This window comes from Rhizobium sp. PP-F2F-G48 (assembly GCF_004342335.1).
Classification (GTDB): Bacteria; Pseudomonadota; Alphaproteobacteria; order Rhizobiales; family Rhizobiaceae; genus Ferranicluibacter.
This window is the reverse complement of record NZ_SLVH01000016.1, coordinates 1-25,962: the sequence shown is the minus strand read 5'-3', so window position 1 is coordinate 25,962 and position 25,962 is coordinate 1. Positions and strand designations below refer to the sequence as shown.

Annotated in this window: 24 protein-coding genes and 3 pseudogenes; 17 read left to right on the top strand and 10 right to left on the bottom strand. The window is 58.4% G+C overall.

Features of this window, described 5'->3' with window-relative positions:
* The first annotated feature begins 12 nt into the window (after positions 1–12).
* A complete protein-coding gene (locus C8J36_RS23585; RefSeq protein ID WP_132537719.1) occupies positions 13–1,446 on the top strand; it encodes an NAD(P)(+) transhydrogenase (Re/Si-specific) subunit beta in 1,434 nt (477 codons plus the stop codon).
* A 213-nt stretch (positions 1,447–1,659) separates the two neighbouring features.
* On the opposite strand, the pseudogene C8J36_RS25515 reads toward C8J36_RS23585, so the two are convergent.
* The 8 genes and pseudogenes from C8J36_RS25515 to C8J36_RS23550 all read right to left on the bottom strand — a co-directional run.
* Positions 1,660–1,946 (bottom strand): annotated as a pseudogene (locus C8J36_RS25515) (hypothetical protein); the annotation flags it as partial.
* A 21-nt stretch (positions 1,947–1,967) separates the two neighbouring features.
* The gene (locus C8J36_RS23580; RefSeq protein ID WP_132537718.1) at positions 1,968–3,623 is read right to left on the bottom strand and encodes an IS66 family transposase; all 1,656 of its coding nucleotides are present in this window, start codon (positions 3,621–3,623) and stop codon (positions 1,968–1,970) included.
* A gap of 45 nt (positions 3,624–3,668) precedes the next feature.
* Entirely contained in the window at positions 3,669–4,016 is a 348-nt protein-coding gene (tnpB, locus tag C8J36_RS23575) for an IS66 family insertion sequence element accessory protein TnpB (RefSeq protein WP_008536653.1), read from the bottom strand.
* A complete protein-coding gene (locus tag C8J36_RS23570; protein WP_132537717.1) occupies positions 4,013–4,423 on the bottom strand; it encodes a transposase in 411 nt (136 codons plus the stop codon). The genes tnpB and C8J36_RS23570 overlap by 4 nt, the downstream gene beginning before the upstream one ends.
* A 647-nt stretch (positions 4,424–5,070) precedes the next feature.
* Entirely contained in the window at positions 5,071–5,502 is a 432-nt protein-coding gene (locus C8J36_RS23565; protein ID WP_132537716.1) for a hypothetical protein, read from the bottom strand.
* Positions 5,499–6,698: a thiolase family protein gene (locus C8J36_RS23560; protein WP_132537715.1), complete on the bottom strand. Its 1,200-nt coding sequence runs from the start codon at positions 6,696–6,698 to the stop codon at positions 5,499–5,501. Before C8J36_RS23560 ends, C8J36_RS23565 begins: the two co-directional genes overlap by 4 nt.
* Before the next feature lie 163 nt (positions 6,699–6,861).
* Positions 6,862–7,629: an SDR family NAD(P)-dependent oxidoreductase gene (locus tag C8J36_RS23555; protein WP_132537714.1), complete on the bottom strand. Its 768-nt coding sequence runs from the start codon at positions 7,627–7,629 to the stop codon at positions 6,862–6,864.
* 116 nt (positions 7,630–7,745) lie between these two features.
* Positions 7,746–9,416, bottom strand: a complete 1,671-nt coding sequence (locus C8J36_RS23550; protein ID WP_132537713.1) for an AMP-binding protein — start codon at positions 9,414–9,416, stop codon at positions 7,746–7,748.
* Positions 9,417–9,671: 255 nt separating this feature from the next.
* Here C8J36_RS23550 and C8J36_RS23545 point away from each other — a divergent pair, with 255 nt between their 5' ends.
* The 15 genes and pseudogenes from C8J36_RS23545 (at position 9,672) to C8J36_RS23475 (ending at position 24,841) form a co-directional block, all read left to right on the top strand.
* A complete protein-coding gene (locus tag C8J36_RS23545) occupies positions 9,672–10,472 on the top strand; it encodes an enoyl-CoA hydratase/isomerase family protein (protein ID WP_132537712.1) in 801 nt (266 codons plus the stop codon).
* A gap of 60 nt (positions 10,473–10,532) precedes the next feature.
* Positions 10,533–11,396: a MaoC/PaaZ C-terminal domain-containing protein gene (locus C8J36_RS23540; RefSeq protein WP_132537711.1), complete on the top strand. Its 864-nt coding sequence runs from the start codon at positions 10,533–10,535 to the stop codon at positions 11,394–11,396.
* Positions 11,397–11,409: 13 nt separating this feature from the next.
* Entirely contained in the window at positions 11,410–12,465 is a 1,056-nt protein-coding gene (locus C8J36_RS23535; RefSeq protein WP_132537710.1) for an acyl-CoA dehydrogenase family protein, read from the top strand.
* Positions 12,462–13,631 (top strand): acyl-CoA dehydrogenase family protein, encoded by a 1,170-nt coding sequence (locus tag C8J36_RS23530; protein WP_132537709.1) that lies wholly within the window; start codon positions 12,462–12,464, stop codon positions 13,629–13,631. Before C8J36_RS23535 ends, C8J36_RS23530 begins: the two co-directional genes overlap by 4 nt.
* A 23-nt stretch (positions 13,632–13,654) precedes the next feature.
* Complete coding sequence (locus C8J36_RS23525) at positions 13,655–14,569, top strand: SDR family NAD(P)-dependent oxidoreductase (protein ID WP_132537708.1); 915 nt, start codon at positions 13,655–13,657, stop codon at positions 14,567–14,569.
* A gap of 52 nt (positions 14,570–14,621) precedes the next feature.
* The gene (locus C8J36_RS23520; RefSeq protein ID WP_132537707.1) at positions 14,622–15,818 is read left to right on the top strand and encodes an acetyl-CoA C-acetyltransferase; all 1,197 of its coding nucleotides are present in this window, start codon (positions 14,622–14,624) and stop codon (positions 15,816–15,818) included.
* 22 nt (positions 15,819–15,840) lie between these two features.
* Entirely contained in the window at positions 15,841–17,088 is a 1,248-nt protein-coding gene (locus tag C8J36_RS23515; protein ID WP_132537706.1) for an acetyl-CoA hydrolase/transferase C-terminal domain-containing protein, read from the top strand.
* Positions 17,089–17,107: 19 nt separating this feature from the next.
* Positions 17,108–17,307, top strand: a pseudogene (locus tag C8J36_RS23510) (ISNCY family transposase); the annotation flags it as partial.
* 85 nt (positions 17,308–17,392) lie between these two features.
* Positions 17,393–18,385 carry an ABC transporter substrate-binding protein gene (locus C8J36_RS23505; RefSeq protein WP_165915156.1) on the top strand — a complete coding sequence of 331 codons (993 nt, stop codon included), beginning with the start codon at positions 17,393–17,395 and terminating at the stop codon, positions 18,383–18,385.
* Between the two features lie 269 nt (positions 18,386–18,654).
* The gene (locus tag C8J36_RS23500; protein WP_132537704.1) at positions 18,655–18,939 is read left to right on the top strand and encodes a hypothetical protein; all 285 of its coding nucleotides are present in this window, start codon (positions 18,655–18,657) and stop codon (positions 18,937–18,939) included.
* A 22-nt stretch (positions 18,940–18,961) separates the two neighbouring features.
* Positions 18,962–19,747, top strand: a complete 786-nt coding sequence (locus C8J36_RS23495; protein ID WP_132537703.1) for an ABC transporter ATP-binding protein — start codon at positions 18,962–18,964, stop codon at positions 19,745–19,747.
* A gap of 10 nt (positions 19,748–19,757) precedes the next feature.
* Entirely contained in the window at positions 19,758–20,615 is an 858-nt protein-coding gene (locus C8J36_RS23490) for an ABC transporter permease (RefSeq protein WP_165915155.1), read from the top strand.
* Between the two features lie 202 nt (positions 20,616–20,817).
* Positions 20,818–21,621 (top strand): carboxymuconolactone decarboxylase family protein, encoded by an 804-nt coding sequence (locus C8J36_RS23485; RefSeq protein ID WP_132537701.1) that lies wholly within the window; start codon positions 20,818–20,820, stop codon positions 21,619–21,621.
* Between the two features lie 89 nt (positions 21,622–21,710).
* Positions 21,711–23,180 (top strand): aldehyde dehydrogenase, encoded by a 1,470-nt coding sequence (locus C8J36_RS23480; protein WP_132537700.1) that lies wholly within the window; start codon positions 21,711–21,713, stop codon positions 23,178–23,180.
* A gap of 86 nt (positions 23,181–23,266) precedes the next feature.
* Positions 23,267–24,841 (top strand): carboxylesterase family protein, encoded by a 1,575-nt coding sequence (locus C8J36_RS23475; protein WP_132537699.1) that lies wholly within the window; start codon positions 23,267–23,269, stop codon positions 24,839–24,841.
* A gap of 45 nt (positions 24,842–24,886) precedes the next feature.
* On the opposite strand, the gene C8J36_RS25510 is transcribed toward C8J36_RS23475, so the two are convergent.
* Positions 24,887–25,012, bottom strand: a complete 126-nt coding sequence (locus C8J36_RS25510) for a transposase (protein WP_132537698.1) — start codon at positions 25,010–25,012, stop codon at positions 24,887–24,889.
* Between the two features lie 37 nt (positions 25,013–25,049).
* A complete protein-coding gene (locus C8J36_RS25505; RefSeq protein WP_132537726.1) occupies positions 25,050–25,247 on the bottom strand; it encodes a hypothetical protein in 198 nt (65 codons plus the stop codon).
* A 120-nt stretch (positions 25,248–25,367) separates the two neighbouring features.
* Here C8J36_RS25505 and C8J36_RS23460 point away from each other — a divergent pair.
* Positions 25,368–25,830: pseudogene (locus C8J36_RS23460) on the top strand (IS110 family transposase); the annotation flags it as partial.
* Positions 25,831–25,962 lie beyond the last annotated feature (132 nt).

Below are 25,962 nucleotides of genomic sequence, written 5' to 3'. Positions count from 1 at the left end.
GGGGATCATTCCATGACCATTGGCATCGTGTCGGCCGCCTATATCTCGGCTGCCGTTCTCTTCATCCTGTCGCTCGGCGGGCTTTCCGGGCAGGAAAGCGCCAAGCGCGCCGTCTGGTACGGCATGGCGGGCATGGCGCTTGCTGTCGTCGCCACCATCTTCGGACCCGGAATAGGCAACTGGTTCATCATCCTGGCGATGATCGCCGGAGGCTCCGTCCTTGGGTATTACGTGGCGAGCCGCGTACAGATGACGGAGATGCCGCAGCTCGTCGCGGCACTGCATTCCTTCGTCGGCCTTGCCGCCGTGTTCATCGGCTTCAATGCCCATCTGGAGGCAGCCCGCATTGCCGGCATGGATGAGGCCGCACGCAGCATCCTGACCGGCTTTGCCGGAATTCTCGCCCACAAGACCTCGGTCGAGCTTTCGATCATGAAGGTCGAGGTGTTTCTCGGCGTCTTCATCGGCGCCATCACCTTCACCGGTTCCGTCGTCGCTTTCGGCAAGCTGGCCGGCAAAGTAGACGGCAAGGCGAAGAAGCTGCCGGGCGGGCACGCACTGAATGCAGGCGCAGCACTTCTCTGTTTTTCTTTCCTGCTCGTCTACACCGATAGTGGCAGCGCCTTCGCGCTTCTTGCGATGACGCTTCTCGCGTTCTTCATCGGTTATCACCTGATCATGGGGATTGGCGGGGCCGACATGCCGGTGGTCGTGTCGATGCTGAACTCCTATTCCGGCTGGGCGGCGGCGGCGATCGGCTTCACGCTCGGCAACGATCTCCTGATCGTCACCGGCGCCCTGGTCGGCTCTTCGGGTGCGATCCTCTCCTACATCATGTGCCAGGCGATGAACCGCTCCTTCGTCTCGGTCATATTAGGCGGCTTCGGCACCACGACAGGGCCGGCGATGGAGATATCAGGCGAGCAGATCGCCATCGATGCCGACGGCGTCGCCGCCGCCCTCAACGAAGCCGACAGCGTCGTCATCGTGCCGGGTTACGGCATGGCCGTGGCGCAGGCGCAACAAGCCGTGTCCGAACTCACCCGCAAGCTCAGGGCATCCGGCAAGACAGTCCGCTTCGCCATTCATCCGGTCGCAGGACGGCTGCCCGGCCATATGAACGTGCTGCTGGCCGAAGCAAAGGTGCCCTACGACATCGTGCTCGAGATGGACGAGATCAACGACGATTTCCCGTCAACCGACGTCGTCATCGTCATCGGTTCGAACGACATCGTCAACCCGGCGGCGGAAGACGATCCGAACTCGCCGATCGCCGGCATGCCGGTGCTCGAGGTCTGGAAGGCGAAGCAGGTTTTCGTGTCCAAACGTGGTCAGGGCACCGGTTACTCTGGCATCGAGAACCCGCTCTTCTTCAAGGATAATACGCGCATGTTTTATGGAGATGCCAAGAAATCCATAAATGACCTACTGCCGCAAATCGCATGACAAACGGCCGCCAGCGGCAAAGCTGGCGGCATTAGCGTGACTTCGAAACAGCCACAGCGCTCCAATCTTACTTCAGCGATAGAGCTCGGCCTCGCAAGGGTCAATTGGTCGCCAGCGACGCAGTCTACACTGATTGCGCGGTGCGTAGAACGACAAAGGGTGCGCGGCCTCGACCGCGCAACCCTTTGTCTGAGACCGGTAACTTCTCCGGGGTCAGGCGGCGCGCGAGAGGGGTGGCTTGGGTTCGAAGATCGAAGGCACGTTCGGTTCTGGCTGTCGGAACGGTGCCCTTAAACGATCGCGAAGTTCGCCGTTCAGCGCGGCCGTCCGAACTTGCATGAGCATGTGCGCGCCGTGGAGGGACCATCGCATCTGCGGCTTCTTCACCATCCGCTTTCCAACAAGCGAATTCACCTCCGACTCGGCAACGGTCGTAGCGACACGAGTCCGGCTCGGTAGCGCTTTCCATAGTTGATGATCGCGCCGCGGTTGGAACGTAAGCCTACGGTGAGGACCGCAGATCATGCCGCTTGAGCGTTGACGGTCGGCGGTATCCAATTCCACGGAAGCAGTTGCTCCAGCTTGGTAATCGGCGTGTCCGCGATGCGGGCAAGAACGTCGGCAAGCCACGCCTGCGGATCGATGTCGTTGAGCTTTGCCGTCATGATGAGCGTGGCCATGAAGGCTGCACGATCTGCACCGCGGTCTGATCCGACGAAGAGCCACGATTTTCTGCCGAGTGCGAAGCCTCTGAGCGCTCGCTCGGCGGCGTTGTTCGTCAGGCAAATCCGGCCGTCGTCTAGGAATGACGTGAAGCCGTCCCATCGCTTGAGCATGTAGTCGATCGCCTCGGCGACCGGAGAACTGCGTGAGAGCTTTGCCCGCTCGGTTTGAAACCAGGCCTGCAGATCATCAACGAGCGGCAGGCTTTCCTTGCGGCGACGCTCCAGGCGTTGATCGGTGTCAAGCCCGTTGATCTCGCGCTCGATATCGAACAAGCCGTCGATCCGTTTGACAGCTTCGAGCGCCATAGGCGAGATCGGCGCGGCGTTCTTTCCACGCTTGGCGTTTGCGGCAATGTCGGCGAGCACGAAGAACTTGCGCCGCGAGTGTGCCCAACAAAACGCCTGCCTTAGCGGATTTGGATCGCGATCAGCCTTGAACAGCGGATTATAGCCGCCATAGGCGTCCGCCTGCAGAATGCCGGTGAAGGTCTTCAAGTGGCGCTCTGGATGCTCCTGCCGTCGATCGCGCGAGGCATAGTAAATTGCGGCCGGCGGTGAGAGCCCGCCGAACGGCCGATCGTCCCGAACATAGGTCCAGATTCGGCCCGTATCGGTCTTTCCTTTGGCCAGGATCGGCACGGTCGTGTCGTCACCATGCAGACGTTCGGAGCCAAGGACATGCGCCTCGATCAGGGAGTGAATGGGCTTCAACGCCGCAGCACATGCTCCAACCTGATCGGCCAGCGTCGATAAGCTGAGGTCGACACCTTCGCGGGCATACCGTTCGCTCTGGCGGTTGAGCGGCTGGTGCTGGGCAAACTTCTCAAACAGGATCATCGCCAGCAGGTTCGGTCCTGCAAAACCGCGGGGCGTCACATGGAAGGGTGCCGGCGGCTGCGTGATCTTCTCACACTCGCGGCAGGTAAACTTCTCCCGCACCGTCTGGATGACTTTCCACTGACGCGGGATGACCTCCAGGGTCTCGGTAATGTCCTCACCGAGCTTCGACAATTTGGCCGATCCGCAGCAGGCGCAATTGGCGGGAGCGGCGATTACGACGCGCTCGCGTGGCAGGTGTTCGGGAAAGGGCTTACGTGATGGGCGCTTGCGCTCGAAGGCTTTGACGGTTGAGGCTTTGGCTGCGATCTCCGCCGCCAGTTCATCCTCACCGGTGTCCGCTTCCAACTCCTCGAGTTGCAGTTCCATCTGTTCCAGGAGCCGCGCCTTGCGCTCGGACCGGCTGCCGTAGAGTTCACGACGAACCTTGTCGATCTCCAGCTTCAGCCGTGCGATCAGCGCCTCGGAATGCGATACGAGTGCCTTTGCGCTGGCGGCTTCGGCCTTGGCGGTCGCCGCTTCTGCTTCGGCTGCGACACGTCGAGCGCGTTCCTGGGCCAGCAGTGCGAGGGCACTGGCAAGGTCGTCCGGAAGCTCTTCGGTCGCATTGCTCATGACAGGATGGAATCATATTCGACCCCGTCATTCCAGTGTTTTTGCTCATCCGGCCGACGTCGGCCGCCAGGTCTTTTGCGGCATTCGCCAGTCGATACCTTCCAGCAGATAACCGAGCTGCGCCGGCGTGATCACCACCGTGCCATCGGCCGCTGATGGCCAGATGAAGCGGCCTCGCTCCAGCTTCTTCGTGAACAGACAGGCTCCTTGGCCGTCATGCCAGATCACCTTGATCAGGCCACCACCGCGGCCGCGGAATACGAACAGGTGACCGCACATCGGGTCGCGCTTCAGCGCCTCCTGCACCATTAACGACAAACCGGGGAAACCTTTGCGCATATCGGTGTGGCCTGTCGCTAGCCAGACTTTTACGCCACTCGGAACCGGGATCATCGCAAACCCAATACGCAATCGAGAATCCGGCCGAGGGCGTCCGTGTCGATGTCGCTGTCCACGTGGACGCGTCTACCTCGACCAAGTTCGATCATTACATCGCTACGCTTCCGACGAGGATGGGATGTGGTGGGCGGCTCCGGTTGAGCCAGAGACACTGTCGAAGCGGCCTCGGACACGATCACCGGCACCAACACCGTTCCCGTCTCGGTCTGCGGCTCCTCGATGCGGCACAGCTCCTTGCGCCAACGGAACAACTGGCTGACATGGATACCAGCCGTTCGGGCAATCTCAGAGATCACCGCATCAGGCTCAAGGCAGGCGGCGACAAGCCCCTCTTTCTCTTCGCGAGACCAGCGACGGCGGCGCTCCACAGATGTGATGACTTCGATCGGATGCTTCGTCATAGGACTATCCCTAGTGTTACCACTAGGACTTCCGACGTTCAGCGCCACCTCACAAGGCGGCCTTCACCGTGGGCTTACGTTGGAACGGATATAGGTCAAGAGCTACGCACCGAGGCTGTGGAACCGTGCGATCGAGAATTCACCTTCCCGCTGCGACTGTTTGAGACTAACCAGGAGTTGCTCCAAGTCGCGGATCGCCCCATCGACCCGACCGTGCTACAGACGCCACTTCACGGCCGTGACGTCCCTATCGTTGGTAAGCAGTACATCGGCACGGTCAGAGTTGGAGCGGCGCAGGTTAATGGCGATCTGCTGCATCGGCTGGATTTTCATAGCGATGTGGAACCAATCGATGATGTGGGCTGTCGGTTTCGGCATCACCCGGGCAGACGCTTGAGGATTTCGGCGCGGTCCGAGATCACGGTGACGTCGCCGAAACCGCGATACCCTTCCTGCCGAAGAGCAAGGTTCAATCCCGGAACTCGAGCCGGTTCGAGTTCACGTTTGGCTGACGAGGATCTGGTAGCGACTGTAGTCTAATGAGGCTTATTCACTATCAGCTTATTTAATCGGCCGAAGCGAGATCAATTACTTCGACATTGATAATTTTAACGGCATCCTTATCAAGTCTTTCCATCAAATTGCAATCAGTCCGGCGTGAAGTAAAAGTCTCCGATTGTGCGAATTTTGGGCAGAAATTCTGCGCTTACACGCGTACCTTTTTCGAAGTAGGCATCCTTCCCGACGACAAATGCCTTGATGCAAGTGTCGGCGCCATCCGGTTTAATGAGAGCTGTTGCGACACGCCGGCCAAGGTGCTTGAGATGCTCCGGCGCATTCGGAAGCATGATGGTGGTCAGGATCTCGCCTTTGCCGCTCAATACGAGTTGTTCGGATTCCGCGTAACATTTGGAACAAATCGGTCTCAACGGGAGCCAGCAGAAGCCACAACCTGTGCATCGGCTTCCGATCAGCTCTCTTCTTTGGAGGCCATGAAAATAAGGAGACTGTCCGCCATAACTCAAACGGTAATGGTAGACGTCATCGATTTCCACTTCAAAGATTTCGGTCCCGCTCATGACTTCCCCAATACGACTGTGCAACTTTGTGAAATTCCCGGTCCGCCGACGGCCGAAAAAATTGCGCGCCCTTTATTAATCGGAACCTGGGTGCCTCCGGCGCGTCCCCGCAATTGCTGGACGACTTCGCCGACGCGCGAGATGCCGGAACATCCGGCGACGTGGCCGCAGCCAATCATTCCACCTGAAGGGTTCACAGGCATTGGCCCGGATCGTTCGGTGAAGCCCTCATCAATCAGACGGCCGCCCTGGCCTGGTTCACAAAGGCCCAACTCGGCATAGCTCATCAATTCGACACCGGTGAGAAGGTCGTGGGTTTCGATGAGATCAAGCTGCTTCAGCGGATCTGTGATACCAGCCATCTTGTAGGCGCGTTGCGCCGACTGCTCTTGGCAGAGAAGCCGCCCCAGACTGGTAAAGTCGGGCATATAGCTGCGCACGTTTGAAGAACCAACGCCTTCGATCCAGATTGGATCGTCGCACATCTCGCGAGCCTTGTCTTCCGACGCCAGAATCAGCGCTGCCGCGCCTTCGCTGTAGAGGCAGCAGTCGAACATCTTGATCGGGCCGGCAATCCTTCTGGAGTTCAGAACGTCATCGACAGTCAGCGCCATGCCGCTCTGCGCCAGCGGATTCGAAAGCGCGTTGCCATGGTTCTTTACCGAAACCTTGGCCATTTGCGCTTCGGTAGGCGCTCCATAACGGTCGATGTGAGCCTGGACGGCGAAGGCGAAGTTTGCTGCAGCCAATGGCTCGACCGGGACTTCCCAATTGGTATCCAGGTCCAGCATGATAGCTTTGAGGAAGGCGGAAGAGCGCTTGTTAAGGGTTGGATCCCAAAGGTCCATGCCCTTGCCCGACCCGACGACGAGTGTCACATCGGACATGCCGGACATGATTTCGATCATGCCCTGGCGGACTGCCATCGCCCCGGTGACGGCGCCAGCTGTAACGTGGACGCAAGACTTGCCCGCCATTCCGATATAGTCCTGCATAGTTGTGCTGGGGCAGCACTGCCGAACCCACGCGACCATCAGATCTGACAGCCCCCATACGACGTGATCTACATCATCCGCTGAAATCCGCGCATCCGCCAGCGCCGCCTTGGTTACATCCAGCGCCAGCTCGTAATATGTCTTTTCGGCATATCTTACTCTCCAAGGAATAAGGCCGACTCCCACAATACCGACTTTCAACCTAGTCTCCTTTTCGAAATGTTAGCACCCAACCAACAAGCCATGAATGACCGGTCAGAGATTTCTCTCCCGCTTGAATGGTTCAGTCCCGATGGGACTCACGACAGTCACAGCACCGAAACCGCAACCGTAGGTCAGCCTTACGATCATTTGTCGTTAAAGGTCAGCTCATCGTCAGACCGCCACTGACGCTGATAGCCTGACCGGTTATATAGGAAGCATGCTCCGACACCAGGAATACAGCCGTTCCCGCGACTTCTTCCGCTTTGCCCAGCCTGCGCAACGGAATGGCCCTAATCATCGCGTTGCCGATCTTGCCACCGAACTCATCATTGTTTACGAGATCCTCCCACAGACCGGTATCAGTTGGGCCCGGGCAAACCACGTTCGCTAGAACCTTATGCCGCGCGTATTCGCGCGCTATCGACTTTATGAATGCAATCGCACCGCCGCGGCAGGCTGCGGATACGGACTCGCCGCTTGTCCCGACCTTGCCCGAGTCGGAGCCAATGATCACAATACGTCCGCCGCCGTTATTGATAAGCTCCGGCAATACAGCCCGTACCGAGTCGATCACGCTTCGCAGTTCGATTGCGATAGTTATATCGACGGACTCTTCCGGAGTGTCGAGAAATGGACGAATGCGCAATTTTGTCCCGATCGTCGTGATGAAGGCATCCAGCTTGCCAAACCGCTCAACAAGTGTGGAGACAATCGTCGAAACTTCACCCTTGCGCGTAAGGTCGCCCTTCAACAGCACCGCCCTGTCACCGCCGTACTCGTCAACGATTTTCTGCAGTTCGTCCGCACTCGTGCGGTAGTGCAGCCCCACACTCGCGCCGCGTTCCAGCAGCATCCTCGCCGCAGCCTGACCGATATCCCCAGATGCCCCGCAGAGGAGAACGACCTTACCATTTAAATTATCAGACATATTTTCCCCCTATGAGGCTATCGCGTGTTGCAAGGCCGTATCGACAAGACTGGAGATACCGGTTCCCTGATGTTGAATTTTGCTACCGCAAGCGACCTTGACGGCGGCATAACCTGTCATTTGACAGCGCCGGGCTTGGGCTGGGCTAGTCTATCCCAGGTTGCTCCCGAAAAAGGCACCTTGCGCAGTTCGTGTTTCATGATTTTGTTGGTGGGTGTCTTTGGAAGCGAATCGACAAATTCGACGTATCGAGGAACGGCAAAATTCGGAAGGCTTGCCTTGGCGCGCGCTATCAGAGCTTCTGGCGTTAGTTGAGCGTCGGGACGCAACACGACGACGACTTTGAGTTCGTCCCCACCGAGTTCCCCGGGCACAGCGATCGCCGCGACCTCGAGCACGGCAGGCTCTTCGAGGATCACCAATTCGACTTCGAAAGCGGAGACGTTCTCGCCCTTCACGCGAACGGCATCCTTCAGCCGGCCGCTAAAGAACAGATATCCGTCATCATCAAACATTCCGGCATCGCCGGTGTGAAACCAGAGATCTTTCCACGCGGCGACCGTCGCGCCCGGATCACCGTCATAGCCCGCCATCAGAGCGCTCGGTTCCGTGGATCGCACCAGGATTTCGCCGACAGTATTCGGTGGCGCTTCCTCGCCGAAAGCGCCGGAAATGCGGACCTGAAAGCCCGGTGCTACAAGCCCCGCACTGCCCGTTTTGGCCGCGCCGCGCGGCAGATAACAGGGCACGTTGGCTTCCGTAGACCCGTAGCCGGCGCCTAACTCGACACCGAAGCGCTTCTTGAACTCGGCAAAATCACTCGCGGACGCACCGATGCCCCATGCGGTTCGGAGCAGCGAGCCCTCAGCGTCTTCGTCCGCTGTCGACTTCAAGAGAATTCGCATGATCTCGCCAATATAATAGAAAGCGGTGCAACCATGCGTCTTGACCTCAGGCCAGAACCTGGAGGCGCTGAACCGCTCGACTAGCACCATTTTTGCGCCCACGAGCATGACTGGAATCACGATCATCGCTTGAGCGGTATTGTGGAAGAGCGGATAGAAATTGTAGTACACATCGTTGGCGTTCAGCCGCATGTCCGCCGCAATCATGCGGCCAAGGATGTATTGCTGTGCATGGGGCATCAACACTCCCTTAGAGGGACCCGTCGTCCCGGAGGTGTTCATAACAGTGCCCACATCGGCGCCACTGACATCCCAACAACCCGCCGGCGGCTCGTCAGAGGCATGGGCCACAATATCCGTGTACGCCAAAACGCCCGGAGAAAGTCCAGGAATTTCCTGATGGTCCAGCAAAATAACCGGAATTCTCTGCTCCATCTCGACGAAAGTCGCTTCAAGTTCGAGCAGCAGGCTTGCCTCTACAACAACATGATCGATCTTCGACTGTCTGATGGTATGCGCAATCTGCTTGGTTTTGTAATCGACATTGATGGGGACCTGGATAGCCCCAAGGCGCGCTATCGCGAACCATACGTCGAGATATTCCAACCGGTTGCGCAGGTCTATTGCAACCCGATCCCCCTTCTTGACACCGGCAGCGGAGAGAGCATTCGCCACTTTATTGGCGCGCCTGTCTGCCTCGCCGTACGTCACCCATTGGCCGTTGAAATACACGAACTGTCGGTCAGGGGACGCTGCCGCTTGCCAGGCAAGGATCTTAGCGGCGATACGGTCGTGAAGCGGAAGGGTATCCAGCGAGGGCTCGGCCAAACCGGAGTTCTCCGGAAACCCAAATCGCCGAGGTTGGTTGGGTGTGGTGCTCATGTGCGTTAAGGCCGTTCTTTGAGATCAAAACTGGAGCGAGATAATCAACTGGACTTCCAGCGGTGCTGAAATACGCCCAGATAGTTGTCGCGTTTTCCCTTTAATCACAGCCATCCCCCCAGTCATTCAAGCGTCAATTCTCCATCTGTCCATGGGCCAATCGATTGACACAGAATGAACATTCATTTATCTAACAGAAGCGCTTGATCTCCGTCAATAGTTTTTACGGGGATACTCATCAGGGGGACGAAGCAGATGCAATACGAAGACTTCCAGCACATCCAGTTCGAGCGCCATGCCAATGGCGTGCTTCTTGCTATTTTGAACAGGCCGGAAGCGATGAATGCAACGAATGCCCGCTTGCATTTCGAGTTGTCTAAGCTTTGGGATGTGGTTGGCGAGGACGATACCACCAAATGCGTGGTGGTGACTGGTGCTGGCGACCGCGCGTTTTCGGCAGGCGGCGATTTGGAATGGGTCGAAAGTCTGGTCGGTAATCCTGAAGCGGTTGTTTCGATCATGAAGGAGGTCAGCGATCTGGTCTACAACCTTCTTTCGTGTGAAAAGCCCGTCATCTCCGCTATCAACGGCGTCGCGGTCGGCGCTGGTCTGGCTGTCGCGCTGCTGGCTGATATCAGCGTCATCGCGGACGAAGCCAAGATAACTGACGGACATGTTCGTCTGGGAGTTTCGGCAGGCGACCACGCAGCGATGGTCTGGCCTTTGTTGTGCGGAATGGCAAAAGCAAAGTACTATCTGATGACCGGTGAGTTCCTGGACGGAAAGGAAGCGGAGCGCCTTGGCCTCGTGACGTTCTCGCTACCCCGCGAGCAGGTCCTGCCAAGAGCGCTTGAGATCGCGTCCAAGCTGGCGCGCGGAAGCCAGCCTGCAATTTCCGCAACCAAAAAGACTCTGAACAACTGGATGAGGATGGCCGGTCCCATTTTCGACGCCTCGCTTGGCATGGAAATGCTTGGGTTCCTGAGCGCGGATGCCAAGGAGGGTGTCGATGCCATCCGGAATAAGCGTCCGCCGTCGTTCCCATCCGCCAAATGAGGATGCCTGAGCGTAATCGATTCGAAGATTGTTCGTGCTTAAGAACTTGAAGGGGGGAGGATGCCAGTCGATATTGACAAATTGATGCGTTTTCGGGTTCCCGACGCCCGCCAGGCCCTTTCCGCGCGCGACATCGCTTTCTATTCCCTGTCAATCGGGGTGGGCCAGGATGCTCTCGACGCAAGCCACCTGGAATATGTGGACCCGTTGCGGGGGCCTAAGGTGATGCCGGCAATGGTCCTGGTCATGGCACATCCTGGCTTCTACCTCTCCGATCCAGAATCGGGCGTGGATCCGAAGATGGTCCTCCATTCCGAGCAGGCGATCGAAATTCTCGGCAGGGTGCCCGGCGAAGGTCTGGTCGAAAGCCGGACCCGGATTACCGACGTCATCGACAAGGGGCCGGGCAAGGCCGCGCTTATCATGGCCGAGACGGAGCTGTTCCATTCGGATCGGGCGTTTGCACGGTTGAACCGCACGACGTTCATTCGCGAGGGCGGCGGTTTCGGCGGATCTCCCCTGTCAAGTCAGCCTGTGCCTGTTAATCAGGTTCCGGATACCGCTCCGGACGCTTTGGTCGACATGGAAACGAGGCCTGACCAAGCCCTCCTTTATCGGCTAAACGGCGATTACAATCCGTTGCACAGCGATCCGGAACTCGCACGCAGGGCCGGCTTCGAGCGTCCCATCCTTCACGGCCTTTGTACGATGGGAATCGTCTGCAACGCGATACTCCGAAACGTTGGTTATTCTCGTGTCGAGGCGCTTCGTTCCGTGCGACTGCGTTTTTCGAAACCGGTTTATCCCGGAGAGACGATCCGCACCGAAATCTGGAACGACGGCAGTTTCCGGGCGCGCGTGCCGTCTCGCGACATTACGGTTATCGACGGCGGCCTTGCCGTCTTCGACCATACTGGCATTTGAATAGGAACAGATCATGATCGACCCTGATATCCTGTCCTCGATGGAAATGATCCGCGACAGTGCGCGCGGTATCGTGAGCCCTGGGGACCTTGGCCGAATTCGCAAGCTGCGTTATGGGTCGCCTGGTTTCGACCGTAAGGTCTGGTCAGATATGTGTGAGCTGGGCTGGCCTGCTCTCAGAACGCCGGAGGAAAAGAACGGCGCCGGGCTGGGACTGCTGGCCTATGTCGCGCTTGCAGAGGAACTGGGTCGCGGGCTTGTGCCGGAACCCCTTATTCCCGCAGTTCTTGCGTCTGCATTGCTAGAAGGAGAGGCTCTGGATAGCCATTTGTCAGGCGAAAAACTGGTAATCCCGGCCTGGCAGGATGCGCGTGGCGCATTGAGCCCGGAGCAGCTGCTCGACGTTACCGACGGCAAGGTGATCGGGACCAAGCTTTACGTGCCGATGGCCGGCAGCGCCGACTTCTTCCTCGTTGTGGGAAAAACGCAGGCGGCACTGGTTGCGGCCGATGCGTCCGGCGTCGAGTTGGAATTGGCTGGAACGCAGGATGGCGGTAGCTTTGCCACGGTCCGGTTCGAGGGAGCGCGATGCGAGGTGCTGGATGTCAATCCCGTCCCGGCGCTGGCCGAAGCTGCATTGGCAACGGCCGCCTATTCGCTGGGTATCATGCAGACTGCAACAGAGATGACTGTCGCTTACCTGAAGACACGTGTCCAATTCGGCAAGGCAATCGGCCAGTTCCAGATCCTGCAGCACATGGCGGTGGACATGAGGCTCGAGGTCGAGGTCCTTTCAGCCAGCATCGAGCAGGCTGCATTGCAATGGGACACGGACGGTCCGACGCCTGCCGCCCGCGCAGCAATCTCGCGCGCCAAGGCGCGCGCCTCGACAGCGGCGATGAAGGTAACGCGCGATGCAGTCCAGCTGCATGGCGGCATTGGTTTCACCGACGAGCACGACATTGGCCTCTGCCTGCGCAAGGCGATGGTTGCCAGCGAAGCCTTCGGTGGCGCTAAGCCGCATCGCGCAAATTTCGCGCATCTGAAGCCCTTGGGAGAGGACGCATGACCATAGCCTATGACGCATTCCGGCGCGACGATTACAACTCCCTCGGGGACAATGAATTCCGGGCGCTGGTGCAACGCTTTCTCGCCGAAAACCATCCGCAGGACCTGCGCCATCCAGCCAAGCGCCTGCACTGGGAGCAAGCCGAACCCTGGTACATGATTCTGTCGGGCGTCGGTTGGCTGGCGCCGAACTGGCCGCGCGAACATGGCGGTATGGGGCTCAATCCCGGCAAACAGCTCATCTATGTCGAGGAGTTCGAGAAATTCGGCGCCGCGCGCACACCCGATCACGGGATGATGCTGCTTGGACCCCTGTTGATCAACTACGGGTCGCAGGAACAGAAAGCCCATTTCCTGCCGAAGATCCTGTCGGGCGAGCATATATGGTGTCAGGGTTATTCCGAACCGAATGCGGGCTCGGATTTGGCGGCTCTGCGGACGGAAGCCGTGCTCGACGGCGACGAGTGGGTCGTGAACGGCCAGAAGATCTGGACGACATTGGCTGGCGATGCTGACTGGATATTCTGCCTAGTGCGCACGGACAAATCAGGCAAAAAGCAGGAGGGCATCAGCTTCCTGCTGATCCCGCTCGACAGGCCGGGGATTACAATTCGACCGATCATTAATCTGGAACTGGACGACGAATTTTCTGAAGTTTTCTTCGACGATGTGCGGGTGCCGAAGGAAAATATCGTCGGCGAGGTCAACCAGGGTTGGACAATGGCCAAGAACCTGCTTGGCTTCGAACGGATTTTTCTTGGCGGTCCGAGGCAGGCATCAAATGCTCTGGCCAAACTGCGCCGGTTGGGCGCCTATTACGGGATCTTGCAGGATACCGGTTTCATCGACAAGTATGCCGGATTTCGCATGGAGCTTGAGGACCACCAAGCCTTTTTCAGCCGCATCTCCGACAAGTTGCGGCGGGGCGAGCGCCTGGGGGCCGAGGTTTCCTTTCTCAAATTGAACCAGACCAGCCTCTATCAACGCGTCACCGAATATGGGCTCGAACTGATGGCTGAAGACGGTGGTCGGCTTGAGCCGCTTGGAGGCAGCAACGATCTTGCGATGCCTACCCAGTTCCTCAATGCCCGCGCATCAACGATCTATGGCGGCACCACTCAGGTGCAGAAGAATATCCTGGCGAAGGCGGTTCTGGACCTGCCCTGAGCTACGCGAAAAGGACAACGAAAATGACAGGAATTTTGGAAGGCAAAGTCGCATTGGTCACTGGTGCTGGCGGCGGTATTGGCAAGGCTATTGTGGTGGCCATGGCCCGCGCCGGCGCATCGGTGGTCATCAACGATATCGGTGTCTCGCTGTCAGGCCAGGGCGGCTCCGCGAGTCCGGCTGAGGAGACGAAGGCTGAAATCGAGGCATTCGGCGGCAACGCCGTTATCAGCACGGAATCTGTTTCCGAATGGCAGGCCGCGCAACGCATGGTCGCTCTGGCGAAAGATACGTTCGGCCGGCTGGACATCGTTGTCAACAACGCAGGCATTCTGCGCGACGCCATATTCCACAAGATGTCGCCTGAAGAGTGGCTGGCTGTCGTCAACGTGCACCTGAACGGTCCGTTTTTCGTTAGTCGTGCCGCCGCGGAGATCTTCCGGGAGCAAGGATCGGGCTCGTTCATCCAAATGGTGTCGACCTCCGGATTGATCGGCAATTTGGCGCAATCAAACTATGCGGCCGCGAAGATGGGGGTGGTCGGTTTGTCGAAATCCATCGCGCTGGATATGAAGCGCTACAATGTTCGCTCGAACTGCATCGCACCCTTCGCCTGGGGGCGCATGACCATGAACATCCCCACGGAAACTCCCGACCAGATCGCTCGCGTCGAAAACTTGAAGAAGATGACACCTGAGAAAAACGCACCGCTTGCAGTCTTCCTTGGGTCGGATGCCGCCAAGGATGTCAGCGGCCAGATCTTCTGCGTCCGCAAGAACGAAATTTTTCTGCTGAGCCAGAGCCGACCGATCCGCTCGGTCCATACCGGTGACGACTGGACGCCGGAAAGCGTTCGAGACCACGCGATCCCGGCGCTGCGATCCTCGTTCTTCCCGCTGGATCGCAGTCAGGACGTCTTTACCTGGGATCCGTGCTGAGCGCCTTCGCCCGATCCTTTCCCGACCATCCCTGTATCCGAAGGTCATGCCCATGCGCCGCGCCGCCATCGTAAGTCCTCTTCGTACCGCCGTTGGCGGGTTCGGCGGTTCTCTCCGCCCCGTCCCCGTCGAAACGCTGGGCAGCACTGTCACCAAAGCAGTCCTTGCGGCGACCGGCATTGATCCCGCACTGATCGACGACGTGGTCTTCGCTCAGTCCTACGCCAGTTCCGAAACCCCTTGCGTTGGAAGGTGGATCGCGCTCGACGCCGGCCTGCCTATCGAGGTGCCTGGCCTTCAGACCGACCGGCGTTGCGGTGGCGGTCTCCAGGCCGTCGTTACCGCCGCCATGATGGTGCAGACCGGCGCCTGCGACATCGTTCTGGCTGGCGGCGTCGAGAGCATGTCGAATATCGAATACTACACCACCGAAATGCGTTGGGGTCGGCGCGCGGGAACGACCCAGTTATACGATCGCCTTGACCGTGGCCGCGAACGCTCCCAGCCTGTCAAACGGTTCGGCGTCATCTCGGGCATGATCGAGACGGCTGAGAATCTGGCCGGAGATTTCGGCATTACCCGCGAGGAAGCTGATGCCTTTTCCGCCGAAAGCCACAAGCGCGCAGCGGAGGCCTGGGCATCGGGTCGGTTTGCCGAAGAAGTGGTTCCACTGCTCGTACCTCAGCGGAAGGGCGATCCGATCACTTTCGACCGCGACGAGGGTATTCGCCCGGATACGACGACAGAGACGCTCGCTAAACTCCGGCCCATTATAAAGAACGGCTCCGTCACGGCCGGCAATGCTGCGCAGCAGAACGACGCGGCGGCTGCATGCCTGATCGTCGCAGAGGACAAGCTGGAAGCTCTGGGCCTAACCCCCATCGCCTTCCTCAACGGTTGGTCGGCCGTCGGCTGTGATCCCTCGCGTATGGGAATTGGCCCCGTTGGCGCAACTGCCAAGGTTCTCCAGAAAACCGGCCTGAAAATGTCCGATATGGACCTTGTCGAGATAAATGAAGCGTTTGCTGCACAAGTGCTCGCCTGCCTCAAAGCGATGAACTGGGATGATCGCGAAAAGCTGAACGTCAATGGATCGGGCATTTCGCTTGGACATCCGATTGGTGCGACCGGGGTTCGGATGATGACTACGCTGGTTCGTGAAATGAAACGCCGCAACGTGCGCTACGGGTTGGAAACGATGTGCATCGGTGGTGGCCAGGGAATGGCAGCCGTGTTCGAAAGGGCGTAAACATGGCTGCAGGATATTCCCGATGACCAGTATCGATCTTTCGCGCCATTTACGTCATGGCGATACGGTCATGTGGGGACAGTCACATGCAGAACCCCGCACTCTGATCCGCAACCTCGTCGAGCAGCGGTCGGAGTTCGGCCGAATTCGGATTTTCGTCGGGATCGGCTTGTCGGGGCAACTTCTTCCGGAGCATGCCGATCATTTCGATTTCATCGGCTATGGCGCGGGCGGTACCACGCGCGCTCTTGCAAATGCGGGTGTCCTCGACATTTTGCCGGTTCACTATTCGCGCCTCCCGCATTTGATCCGTAGCGGCGCGTTGCGCATCGACGTCCTTCTGCTTCAAGTTTCGCCGCCTGACGTTCAGGGACTCTACAGTCTCGGCATGGCCCGCGAATATCTTGTCGAAGCCTTAGCCAATGCGCGCGTCGTAATCGGCGAGGTTCATCCGGACGCTCCCTGGACCTTTGGCGGACCCTATCTGACACGCGATGATTTCGGCTTGCTGATCGATTCGGACAGCCCGCAGCCCTCCGACAAGCCCATGAGCCTCTCGCCTATCGACGAGGCGATTGGTAGACACGTCGCATCGCTCGTGGACGACGGCGCGACATTGCAGACCGGCATCGGCGCCATTCCAGATGCTGCGCTTGCGCAGTTGCGTGATCGGCGTGATCTTGGCATCCACACCGGCAGCATTGGCGATGGCCTTGTCGCGCTTCATGACGAGGGCGTCATCACCAACAGTCGCAAGAGCATCAATGCAGGTCTATCGGTCGCTGGAGTATTGATGGGTGGCGCCGCGGTGCGCCGGTTCGCCCACCTGAATCCGGCACTCGAACTGCGTGGCACCGAATATACCCATGCGCCGGAAATTCTTGCACAAATCCGCCAGCTGGTCGCGCTGAATAGCGCCGTGGAGGTTGATTTGACGGGGCAGATCAACTCCGAATCGGCTGGCGGACGCTATGTCGGTGCCGTTGGCGGGATTATCGATTTCCTTCGCGCTGCAGGCTTCAGCGAAGGCGGCGTGCCGATCGTTGCCCTGCCATCTACCGCAGGCGCGCGCAGCCGGATCGTACCACGCCTGACGAGCCCGGTTTCAGTGGCGCGCGCCGAGTCCTGCGTGATCGTCACGGAATACGGAATCGCGGATCTACGCGGTCTGACCTTGAACCAGCGGATACCTCGAATGATTTCGATCGCACATCCCGATCATCGGGAAGCCATTGAGCGTGAATTCCACGTTAGCAGGCTCAGCTTATAACGGCCTGGGCCTTTGCTAGAACAAGCGGCTCGGTGATATTCTGGCTTACGTCAAGGAGCGCCAGGGCCAGCATGTGCAGCCGGTCGTCAAAAACCAACAGTGACAAAAATGGCTATCAGCTGAGGGGTCGCAAAACCCGGTCGACGCATGGATTACATGAACGATTCGGCGGTAATTGCCCGGCGAGAGAAAGCGCTGTCGAGATCTGCGGTGAAATGAATGATCGTTCGATTAGGCATTGACGTAGCACCAGTATCTGTTAAATATATTCCATATGATGGGAATTGGTTTTTGGGAGGAAACTATGACGATCTTAGCGCGCAGTGCCGCTTATGCGGCGGCCTTATCGCTTTTGACAGCGAGCGCCCATGCTGCGGACCTGAAGAAGATTTCAATCGGCCTCAGTTCAAGCAGCATAGCTGTCGCCGGCCCCAAGCTCGCCAAGGAACTGGGGCTTTTCGAAAAGCACGGCCTCGAGGTGACGATCACATCCATGGAAACCAGCACCACCGCAACGGCAGGCCTGATTTCCGGGTCGCTTAATTATGTGGCGGGCGGGCCGACGGATGTAATATACGCAAACGCTCGGGGGCAAAATCTCGTTGCGCTCTGTGCACTTTACAGGGGCTTCAGCGGAGTTACCGTCCTATCCAAGGCGACTGTCGAAAAGCTCGGCGTATCGCCGACAGCCCCCGTAGTCGATCGTGCCAAAGCTCTCAATGGACTTCTTCTGGCGTCCCCTAGTGCGACATCCAATTTCACGATGGGGCCGAAGCTGCTGACCGAAGCCTACGGCACCAAAATCCGGTTTACTTATATGGGTCAGGACGCAATGTCCGCGGCATTGCAAAGCGGAGCGATCCAAGGCTATACAGCTTCTGCTCCGTTCTATACGCAAAACGTCATGAAGGGCGATGCCGTAGTCTGGCTTAACGGACCGAATGGAGACTACTCGACGGGCGCCGCCGCTTTACCAGCCAACGGCTCTGCACTTTTCTCCACTCGCACGTTCGTCGAAGCAAATAGGGATACGAGCAAACGTACGTGTGCGGTGTTTGACGATCTCGCGAAAGCATTCAAGGAGCGCCCGGACGATGTCAGGTCCGCAATGCGGCGAGTTTTCTCCAATGTCGATCCCGCAACGATCGACACGGTATTCAAAACGGATTCACCGGCGTTTGCGACCAAACCCTTGACGAAGGAGGATATGGCGCACGAGATCGCTTACATAAAGGCAAGTGGTGTCGATCTCGATGCCAGCAAGATAGATCCGGCGAGCCTGGTGATTGAACCGTGATACTGCGCCTGAGAACGTAAGGCGGTGAAGCGTTGTTGGCTCGTGACTTTCTGAGCGGCGGCGAGTCCTTTGCGTATTGATAGTGACGTATCTACCTTCATGCGCTTGGCGCTGTAGTCCTTGCTGGTCTCAATCGGCGTTTATCGCGCTTTTCTCTGTGACACTGACCTCGAAGAAGCTGGCCGATCCCATTATTCGCAGCCTGCTCGACACTGTTGAAATCGCGCCGCCTCCGACGGGATGTCGAAAAGTACAAGCAAGGTGGGATCGTGACGATCACGCCGCATGATGGCCGGGTGTTCTCTGCGACGGTGTATGCCCCGCACGGCTCTGCGATCCTCGGGATCAAGTGGGAAGATGTCGAGTTCAAATACAAGACTTTTGTGCCGATGAGTGTGACCATCGCGGCTCACTCAGATCGACGCGAAAGGCTCTTCAACGTTAGGAGAATCAACATCGGGAATGTCATGAAGACTCTTTTCAAGACGCTTTCGAAATGCAGGGCGTTCCCTATACCAGCGGCGCCAAGGTCGGCGCGCTGGCTCCTTTTTTGATCGAGGTGTGATGGCTATGAATATGGTGCAAAGATCGCCGGGGGTCGGCGACGCGGCTCGCGAGACGGTGATCGAATTCGACGGCGTCGTGGCTCGGTTTGCAAATCTGCATGCGATGGGGCCGACGAGCCTCAGCGTTCGCCGGGGCGAGTTTCTGGCAATTGTCGGTCCGTCGGGCTGTGGCAAGTCCACGCTTCTGAACATGATCGCCGGAACACTCAAGCCCGCCGAAGGCGAGGTGCGTTACAAGGGCAAAGTGGTCGACGCGCTCAATCCTGACGTCGGTTACATCACGCAGAAGAATTTCTGCCTTCCGTGGCGCACCGTTGAGGCCAATATCCGGCTGCCGCTCGAGTTCCGGAAATATCCAAAGGCCGATATCGAGAAGCGGGTAACGGAAGCGATCGAGAAGGTTGGCCTGAAGGGCTTCGAAAAGGCTTATCCGAAGCAGCTTTCGGGCGGCATGCTGCAGCGCGTCATGATTGCCCGGACGCTCGCCTATAGCCCCGACATCTATCTCATGGATGAGCCGTTCGGCAGCCTCGACGCGCAGCTGCGTCTGAAGATGCATGATGAGGTTCTCAAGCTGTGGCAGGAGACGGGCGCCACGTTCCTTTTCGTGACGCACGACCTTCAGGAGGCGATCACGCTGGCCGATCGTGTAATCGTGTTTTCGAAGCGGCCCGGACGGCCGAAGCTGGTGCTGGACATCGATTTGCCTCGTCCGCGCGATGTCATCGGCATCCAGACAGATCCGGCGTTCGGAGAGTATTTCAAGCAGCTCTGGGCTGCGTTGGACGTTCATTAAGGAGGCTGGAATGGTCATTACCGACAACAACGTTGCGAAGTCCTCGACAGCCGGGTCGGTCTCGCAGGAGCCCGGAGCCTGGACACGCTATGTGTCGCCGGACACGCTAATCCAAATCGGCATTACCGTTTTCACGCTGACGCTGTGGGAGGTGACAGCCCGCGTCTTCAAGACCGACTTCTGGACCAGCAACCCAAGTGCGATTGCGCTTGAGCTTTACCGCTGGGGTGCCTCGGGCTTGCTTGCTTCCGATCTGAAAATCACGCTGATGGAAGCGGGTCTGGGTTTCGTGATAGGCAGCGGCGTCGGCGGCCTGGTCGGCTTCTTCCTCGGCTGGGTGCGCCGGATGGGCAATCTGTTCGAACCATTCATCCTGTCGATCTATACGATCCCGAAGATCGCACTGGCGCCGTTGTTCGTGCTGTGGTTCGGGATCGGCGTGTTCAACAAGGTGATGTTTGCCGGAATGCTGGTGTTCTTCATGGTGTTCTTCACCACCTATCAGGGCGTGCGACAGGTCGATCGCGATCTGGTGGAAAACGCCCAGCTGATGGGTGCCGACCGGTGGGCGATCTGGACCAAGATCGCGATTCCCTATGCCGCGGTGTGGGTGTTTACCGGTATCCGGATTGGTCTGCCCTACGCGCTGATCGGCGCCATCGTCGGCGAGTTCGTGGCGGCAGAATCTGGTGTCGGCTACCGCATCAAGGAAGCGACATCGTTCTTCAACACCTCAGCGGTGTTCGCCGGATTGCTCGTCTTGATGGCGATCAGCTTTGCGTTCCTCACCACGCTGAAGCTGATCGAGAAATACGTGCTGCGCTGGCAGAATGCCAAAGGCGTCATTCAAACAGACGGCCTGGCCTAAAGAGACGCACGTTGCGCATCACTGAAGAACGGCCGGCATCGATCTTCAACGACAGTCGCTGTAAAAGCTAGGCGATATGTTGAGGCTCTCACACTTCCGGCGAAACCGCGCTTTGATTTAAGCGTCACACGCTAACCATCTCCGGCTGTCATTCCCAGATATACTCGTGCCAAGGCGATGGCCGCCGCTTGGAGGGATCCTGATGAAATTGCCTGTAGCCCCAATGTCCTTGCTTTCCGGTGGAGCCAGCGCCGAAGCCCAAGAGCGTCGACAGGTGCCCCGCGTGGCGCCAGACATTGTCCATCAGACCACGCCCGGTCTCGGCGACTACACCGACCGCATTCTATTTGCAGATAACTGGGAACGCTCGGAGCTCGTCAAACGCGATCGCAGCCTCGTCACCATCACGGCACTGATCGCGACTGGACAGACCACTCAGCTGACCGGACATCTTAACCGGGCTTTGGATAATGGGATGACCGCCGGACAGATTGCCGGCATTATCACGCACCAAGCCTTCTACGCTGGTTGGCCGCGGGCCAATTCGGCGGTCGGTGTCGCTAGGGAGGTCTTTGATAAGCGCAGCATCTCGACCGACCAGCTCGCCGGGCTCATCGACCAGAAAATCGACTTGGACGAGGATGCCGAAGCTGCTCGCGCCGCTGCGCTAGAGGCTGATATCGGTAGTATCGCGCCTGCGCTTGCTGCGTACACCAATGATGTCCTCTTCGGTGAGGTCTGGCGGGGCGCCGAGTTGTCGCCGCGCGACCGCAGCCTTACGACGATCACGACCTTGGTCGCGAACGGTGATGCCGACCAGCTGCGTTTCCATATTGATCGTGGTCTCGAAAACGGTCTGAGCCCCACGGAGATCTCTGAGACAATCACGCACCTTGCATTCTACGCTGGGTGGCCCCGCGCAATGACTGCGGTAGCGGTAGCAAAGGCAGCCTTCGCGGCGAGGCGTGCAGACTCGGGTACGGGGTCGGTCAAAGTACGTCTATAGCTTACGCACAGCTCATGCTCGAATCACACGCCAGCCCGCACCCGATCGGGCGGATACGTCGCGGCCCCTCCACGCAGATGAGGATCAGAATGCAGAACAAATATAGCCTGTTCATTGGCGGCCGCTGGATCGAGAGCAGTCAGCAGGAGAGGTTCCCCGCCATAAATCCCTACACGCAGGAAGAATGGGCCTCGATCCCGCAGGCGAGCGAAGAACAGGTCGCCGACGCGATCGTAGCGGCGCGCAAGGCCTTCGGGACATGGCGCAAGACCTCCGGACTGGAGCGTGGCCGGCTGCTCAACAAGCTCGCCGACCTGCTAGCCGACGATGCCGAGAGAATGGGCAACCTGGAGAGCACCGACAACGGCAAGATCATCCGCGAAACCCGCCACCAGATGACTTTCTGCGCCCGGCAGTATAGGTTCCACGCCGGCTTCGCCGACAAGCTCTGGGGCAAGTCCATCCCGCTCGACCAGCGCGACGTGCTCGATTACACCGTACGCGAACCGCTCGGCGTCGTCGTCCTCGTCACGGCCTGGAATTCACCGATGGTGCTCCTGTCGAATAAGCTTGCGCCGGCTCTCGCCGCCGGCAATTGCGTCGTCATCAAGCCGTCGGAACATGCCTCGGCAAGCACGCTCGAATTCGCCAGGATGGTCGAGATGGCCGGCTTCCCGGCCGGTGTCGTCAACGTCGTCACCGGCGATGCGCGGGTCGGCAAGGCGCTCCTCAACAGCGGCCGCATCAACCGCGTCAGCTTCACCGGCAGTCCGGGCGTCGGTGCCGAGATCGCCGCGAATGCCGGGCGCAATCTAGTGCCCGTGACGCTTGAGCTTGGCGGAAAATCGCCCAACATCATCTTTGACGACGCCGATCTTCCCAAGGCCGTCAACGGAGCGCTGGCCGGCATCTTTGCCGCCACCGGCCAGACCTGTATCGCCGGATCGCGCCTGCTGGTCCAGCGGCCGGTCTATGCCGAGGTCGTCGACAAGCTTGTCGAGCGCGCCAAGAAGATCAAGCTTGGCAATCCGGTCGACAAAGCGACCGAGATGGGAACGGTGGCCAACGAGCCGCAGTTCCGCCGCATCCTGCAGATGATCGACAAGGCCAAGGGCGAAGGCGCCAGCCTCGCCGCCGGCGGCGGCAGGGCCGGCGGAGCCGAACTCGCCAAGGGCCTGTTCGTTGAGCCGACCATTTTCGTCGATGTCCAGAACGACATGTCGATCGCCCAAGAGGAGGTTTTCGGACCGGTCCTGTCGATCATCCCGTTCGACACCGAGGAAGAGGCGATCGAGATCAGCAACACGACCCGTTTCGGCCTTGCCGCCGGCGTTTGGACAACAAACATCTCAAGGGCGTTGCGCGTGTCGCGCGAGATTGACACGGGCGTGGTCTGGATCAACACCTATCGCGTCAGCGCCGCGCAGGCGCCGTTCGGCGGCGTGAAGGACAGCGGTTTCGGACGTGAACGCGGCGACGTGGCGCTCGACGAATTCACCAGCGTGAAAAACATCATGGTCGATTTTTCGAACGCCGACCGCGATCCGTTCGCCGTCTAGTAGCTGAAACAAAACGGCGGCGGTCAATCGAGACCGTCGCCGTGAACTTTGCATCGTCATTCAATAGAAAGTAACGGCGGCGCCGCATGAGCAATGAACTCACGTCATCAGCAACGCACGATCTCTCAGTTATTGCCGAGACTACCGAGGGGAAAGTGCGAGGCAGCGCCAAGGATGGCTGCTGCATCTTCAAGGGAATAAGATACGGAGAAACAACAGCCGGAGGTAATCGCTTTTTGCCTACGCGCCCCCCCCAGAAGTGGTCTGGCGTCCGCAATGCACTGGATTGGGGTCCATCAGCACCTCAATCACCCGTGCCGGAAAATACCGACCCTATTTATTCCTGGTATTCCGAGATTCAGACGATCAGTGAGGATTGTTTGTTTCTGAACGTCTTCACGCCGGGAGTTGATGACGGAAAACGTCCCGTCATGTTTTGGATCCATGGTGGCGGCTGGCGCAGCTTCTCAGGAACCGCACCAGGCTTCAACGGTACCAATTTAGCACGCGACCAAGACGTCGTCGTTGTAACGATAAACCATCGGCTGAACGCGTTCGGGTTCCTTTATCTAACAGACCCTGACGAACGTTTTGCTGACGCCGGCAATGCCGGACTGCTCGATATAGTGTCGGCTCTGAAATGGGTTCGTGATAACGCGCAAACGTTTGGCGGCGACCCAAACAACATTACGATATTCGGGCAATCGGGCGGAGCGTCGAAAGTTGTCGCCCTTCTCGCCATGCCCGCGGCTTCTGGTCTGTTTCACAAGGCGATCATCCAAAGCACCGCTGGTGGAATGACGATCTGCGACCAAGAGGAAGCTGTTCGTCACTCCGCAAGTCTTGCGAAAGCCCTTGGCCGAGCGAAACTTGATGGCGAAGAACTGCAGAAAATCCCGATGGAGACTATCATTCCAGCTGTCAAAGCTGCTGGCGGGCAATTCCGCAGCGTCATCGATGGCCGTAATTTTACCGACCAGCTTTATGCTCCAAACGCCCCGACAATCTCATCTGAAGTGCCTCTTTTGATCGGATGCGTGAATACCGAGACAACCTATCATCTGAATATGGATCCCAGCAATTCATCACTGAACATTTCCGATGTACGGCGCCGCTTGGCCCGCTATCTGAAAGTTGAGGCCGGGCAGGTCGATCGGATCATTGAAGGCTATCAATCGGTATTTCCGTCACTCAAGCCCATCGGCATTTTGGTCGCCGTAACTTCAGATTTTCAATATAGGCGTAATTCACTGAGAATTGCCGAGCTTCATGCGGCGAGGAAAGGCGCGCCAGTTTATTTTTACAATTTCTGTTACGAGGCACCTTTCGGAAACGGACAGCTAGGTACGCCTCATACAGGCGAAGTGCCCTTTATCTTCGGAACGACAACGTCCGCTTCCGCCATGCTGGGCACGTCAAATGATCTGGGTCCGATGACCAAACGCATGATGGCGTGCTGGGCTTCTTTCGCACGGCACGGAACTCCCAACAATCATACGATTCCAAATTGGGCTCCCTTTGAGAAGGCCCTCAGAAAAGTGATGATGTTGGACGTGGAAAGCAGGATCGCGTTCGATCCGGGAGGTACAGCAAGACAACTGCTGGATGAGCTGCCTTATTCTGGCTATCAGTACTCGTTTGCCCATTTCATGAGGGATTAAGATAGAAGATTCACCGCCTGGCGGAAGAGACTACGATCATTGGCACTAGGCGGCGTAGACAAATTTGAGCCAGTATCTGGCGGTGGCGAGATGGACCATTCCGAGGAAGCTGTTGGCCAGATGATCGTATCGAGTAGCGATGGCGCGGTTGATCTTGAGCTGTCCAAACATGCGCTCGATGCGATTGCGCTGCTTGTAGAGCGCTCGATTATGCTCGATTTTTCACGCGGCGGTTTGATCGGCCAGGAATGTCGGCACGGATTGCGTCGACGTCGTAGCCCTTGTCGGCGGGCAAAGCGTCAGGTGCGCGCTCGGGCAGGCCGATCAGGGCGTCATAGGTTTTGCAATCTGCGGCCTCGCCGACCGTCAGATGGAAGGCGAGCGGTCGTCCGAGAGCATCAGCCAGGCAGTGAAGCTTACTGGTGAACCCGCCCCGCGAGCGGCCAAGAGCGCGTCGGTGAGCCCCCCTTTATGGAATGGCCCGCCCCTCTCCTCCATGCTGATCGGGTCGCAACAGGAGGGTGGCATGAAGGACATTCAGATTCTTGGTGTTGATTTGGGCAAGAACAGCTGCAGCGTGGTTGGTCTGGATCAGGCCGGGCGGAGTCTATTACGCCGCCGGACGCGGCGGGAGGGCGTGATCGCTCTGGCGGCGAAGCTGCCTGGCTGCGTGGTCGCTATGGAGGCATGCTGCGGAGCACATCATCTGGGGCGCCTTCTGGTCGCTCAGGGTCATGAGGTACGGCTGATGTCGCCCGAGTATGTCCGGCCCTACGTCAAGTCGCAGAAGAACGACGATCGCGACGCCGAAGCGATCGCCGAGGCTGCGACACTGCCGACGATGCGGTTTGTGGCACTAAGACGGAGGCGCAAGTCGACGTACAGTTCTGCATCGCGTCCGTGACCAGCTTGTCGGACAGCGCACCTCATTAATGAACCAGATTCGCAGCATCCTGCTCGAGCACGGGATCGTCGTGGCTCAGGGCCGGCGAAGTCTGCTGGACGCGCTGGCAGGTCTGTTATCAGGTATGCCTCCGCCGAAGGCCGTCTGCCCTGATTTGGTGATTGGCTTTATGTCCATGCCTTATGTCATGCGCTACAATCATTTCCCCTATTGAGGT

Coding starts and splice junctions, on each gene's coding strand:
- C8J36_RS23540 (WP_132537711.1), top strand. CDS start 10,533: ATGCCAGTCGATATTGACAAATTGATGCGTTTTCGGGTTCCCGACGCC.
- C8J36_RS23490 (WP_165915155.1), top strand. CDS start 19,758: ATGGTCATTACCGACAACAACGTTGCGAAGTCCTCGACAGCCGGGTCG.
- C8J36_RS23555 (WP_132537714.1), bottom strand. CDS start 7,629: ATGTCTGATAATTTAAATGGTAAGGTCGTTCTCCTCTGCGGGGCATCT.
- C8J36_RS23585 (WP_132537719.1), top strand. CDS start 13: ATGACCATTGGCATCGTGTCGGCCGCCTATATCTCGGCTGCCGTTCTC.
- C8J36_RS23570 (WP_132537717.1), bottom strand. CDS start 4,423: ATGACGAAGCATCCGATCGAAGTCATCACATCTGTGGAGCGCCGCCGT.
- C8J36_RS23550 (WP_132537713.1), bottom strand. CDS start 9,416: ATGAGCACCACACCCAACCAACCTCGGCGATTTGGGTTTCCGGAGAAC.
- C8J36_RS23535 (WP_132537710.1), top strand. CDS start 11,410: ATGATCGACCCTGATATCCTGTCCTCGATGGAAATGATCCGCGACAGT.
- C8J36_RS23530 (WP_132537709.1), top strand. CDS start 12,462: ATGACCATAGCCTATGACGCATTCCGGCGCGACGATTACAACTCCCTC.
- C8J36_RS23480 (WP_132537700.1), top strand. CDS start 21,711: ATGCAGAACAAATATAGCCTGTTCATTGGCGGCCGCTGGATCGAGAGC.
- C8J36_RS23520 (WP_132537707.1), top strand. CDS start 14,622: ATGCGCCGCGCCGCCATCGTAAGTCCTCTTCGTACCGCCGTTGGCGGG.
- C8J36_RS23515 (WP_132537706.1), top strand. CDS start 15,841: ATGACCAGTATCGATCTTTCGCGCCATTTACGTCATGGCGATACGGTC.
- C8J36_RS23580 (WP_132537718.1), bottom strand. CDS start 3,623: ATGAGCAATGCGACCGAAGAGCTTCCGGACGACCTTGCCAGTGCCCTC.
- C8J36_RS23525 (WP_132537708.1), top strand. CDS start 13,655: ATGACAGGAATTTTGGAAGGCAAAGTCGCATTGGTCACTGGTGCTGGC.
- tnpB (WP_008536653.1), bottom strand. CDS start 4,016: ATGATCCCGGTTCCGAGTGGCGTAAAAGTCTGGCTAGCGACAGGCCAC.
- C8J36_RS23565 (WP_132537716.1), bottom strand. CDS start 5,502: ATGAGCGGGACCGAAATCTTTGAAGTGGAAATCGATGACGTCTACCAT.
- C8J36_RS23475 (WP_132537699.1), top strand. CDS start 23,267: ATGAGCAATGAACTCACGTCATCAGCAACGCACGATCTCTCAGTTATT.
- C8J36_RS25510 (WP_132537698.1), bottom strand. CDS start 25,012: ATGTTTGGACAGCTCAAGATCAACCGCGCCATCGCTACTCGATACGAT.
- C8J36_RS23505 (WP_165915156.1), top strand. CDS start 17,393: ATGACGATCTTAGCGCGCAGTGCCGCTTATGCGGCGGCCTTATCGCTT.
- C8J36_RS23495 (WP_132537703.1), top strand. CDS start 18,962: ATGGTGCAAAGATCGCCGGGGGTCGGCGACGCGGCTCGCGAGACGGTG.
- C8J36_RS23545 (WP_132537712.1), top strand. CDS start 9,672: ATGCAATACGAAGACTTCCAGCACATCCAGTTCGAGCGCCATGCCAAT.
- C8J36_RS23485 (WP_132537701.1), top strand. CDS start 20,818: ATGAAATTGCCTGTAGCCCCAATGTCCTTGCTTTCCGGTGGAGCCAGC.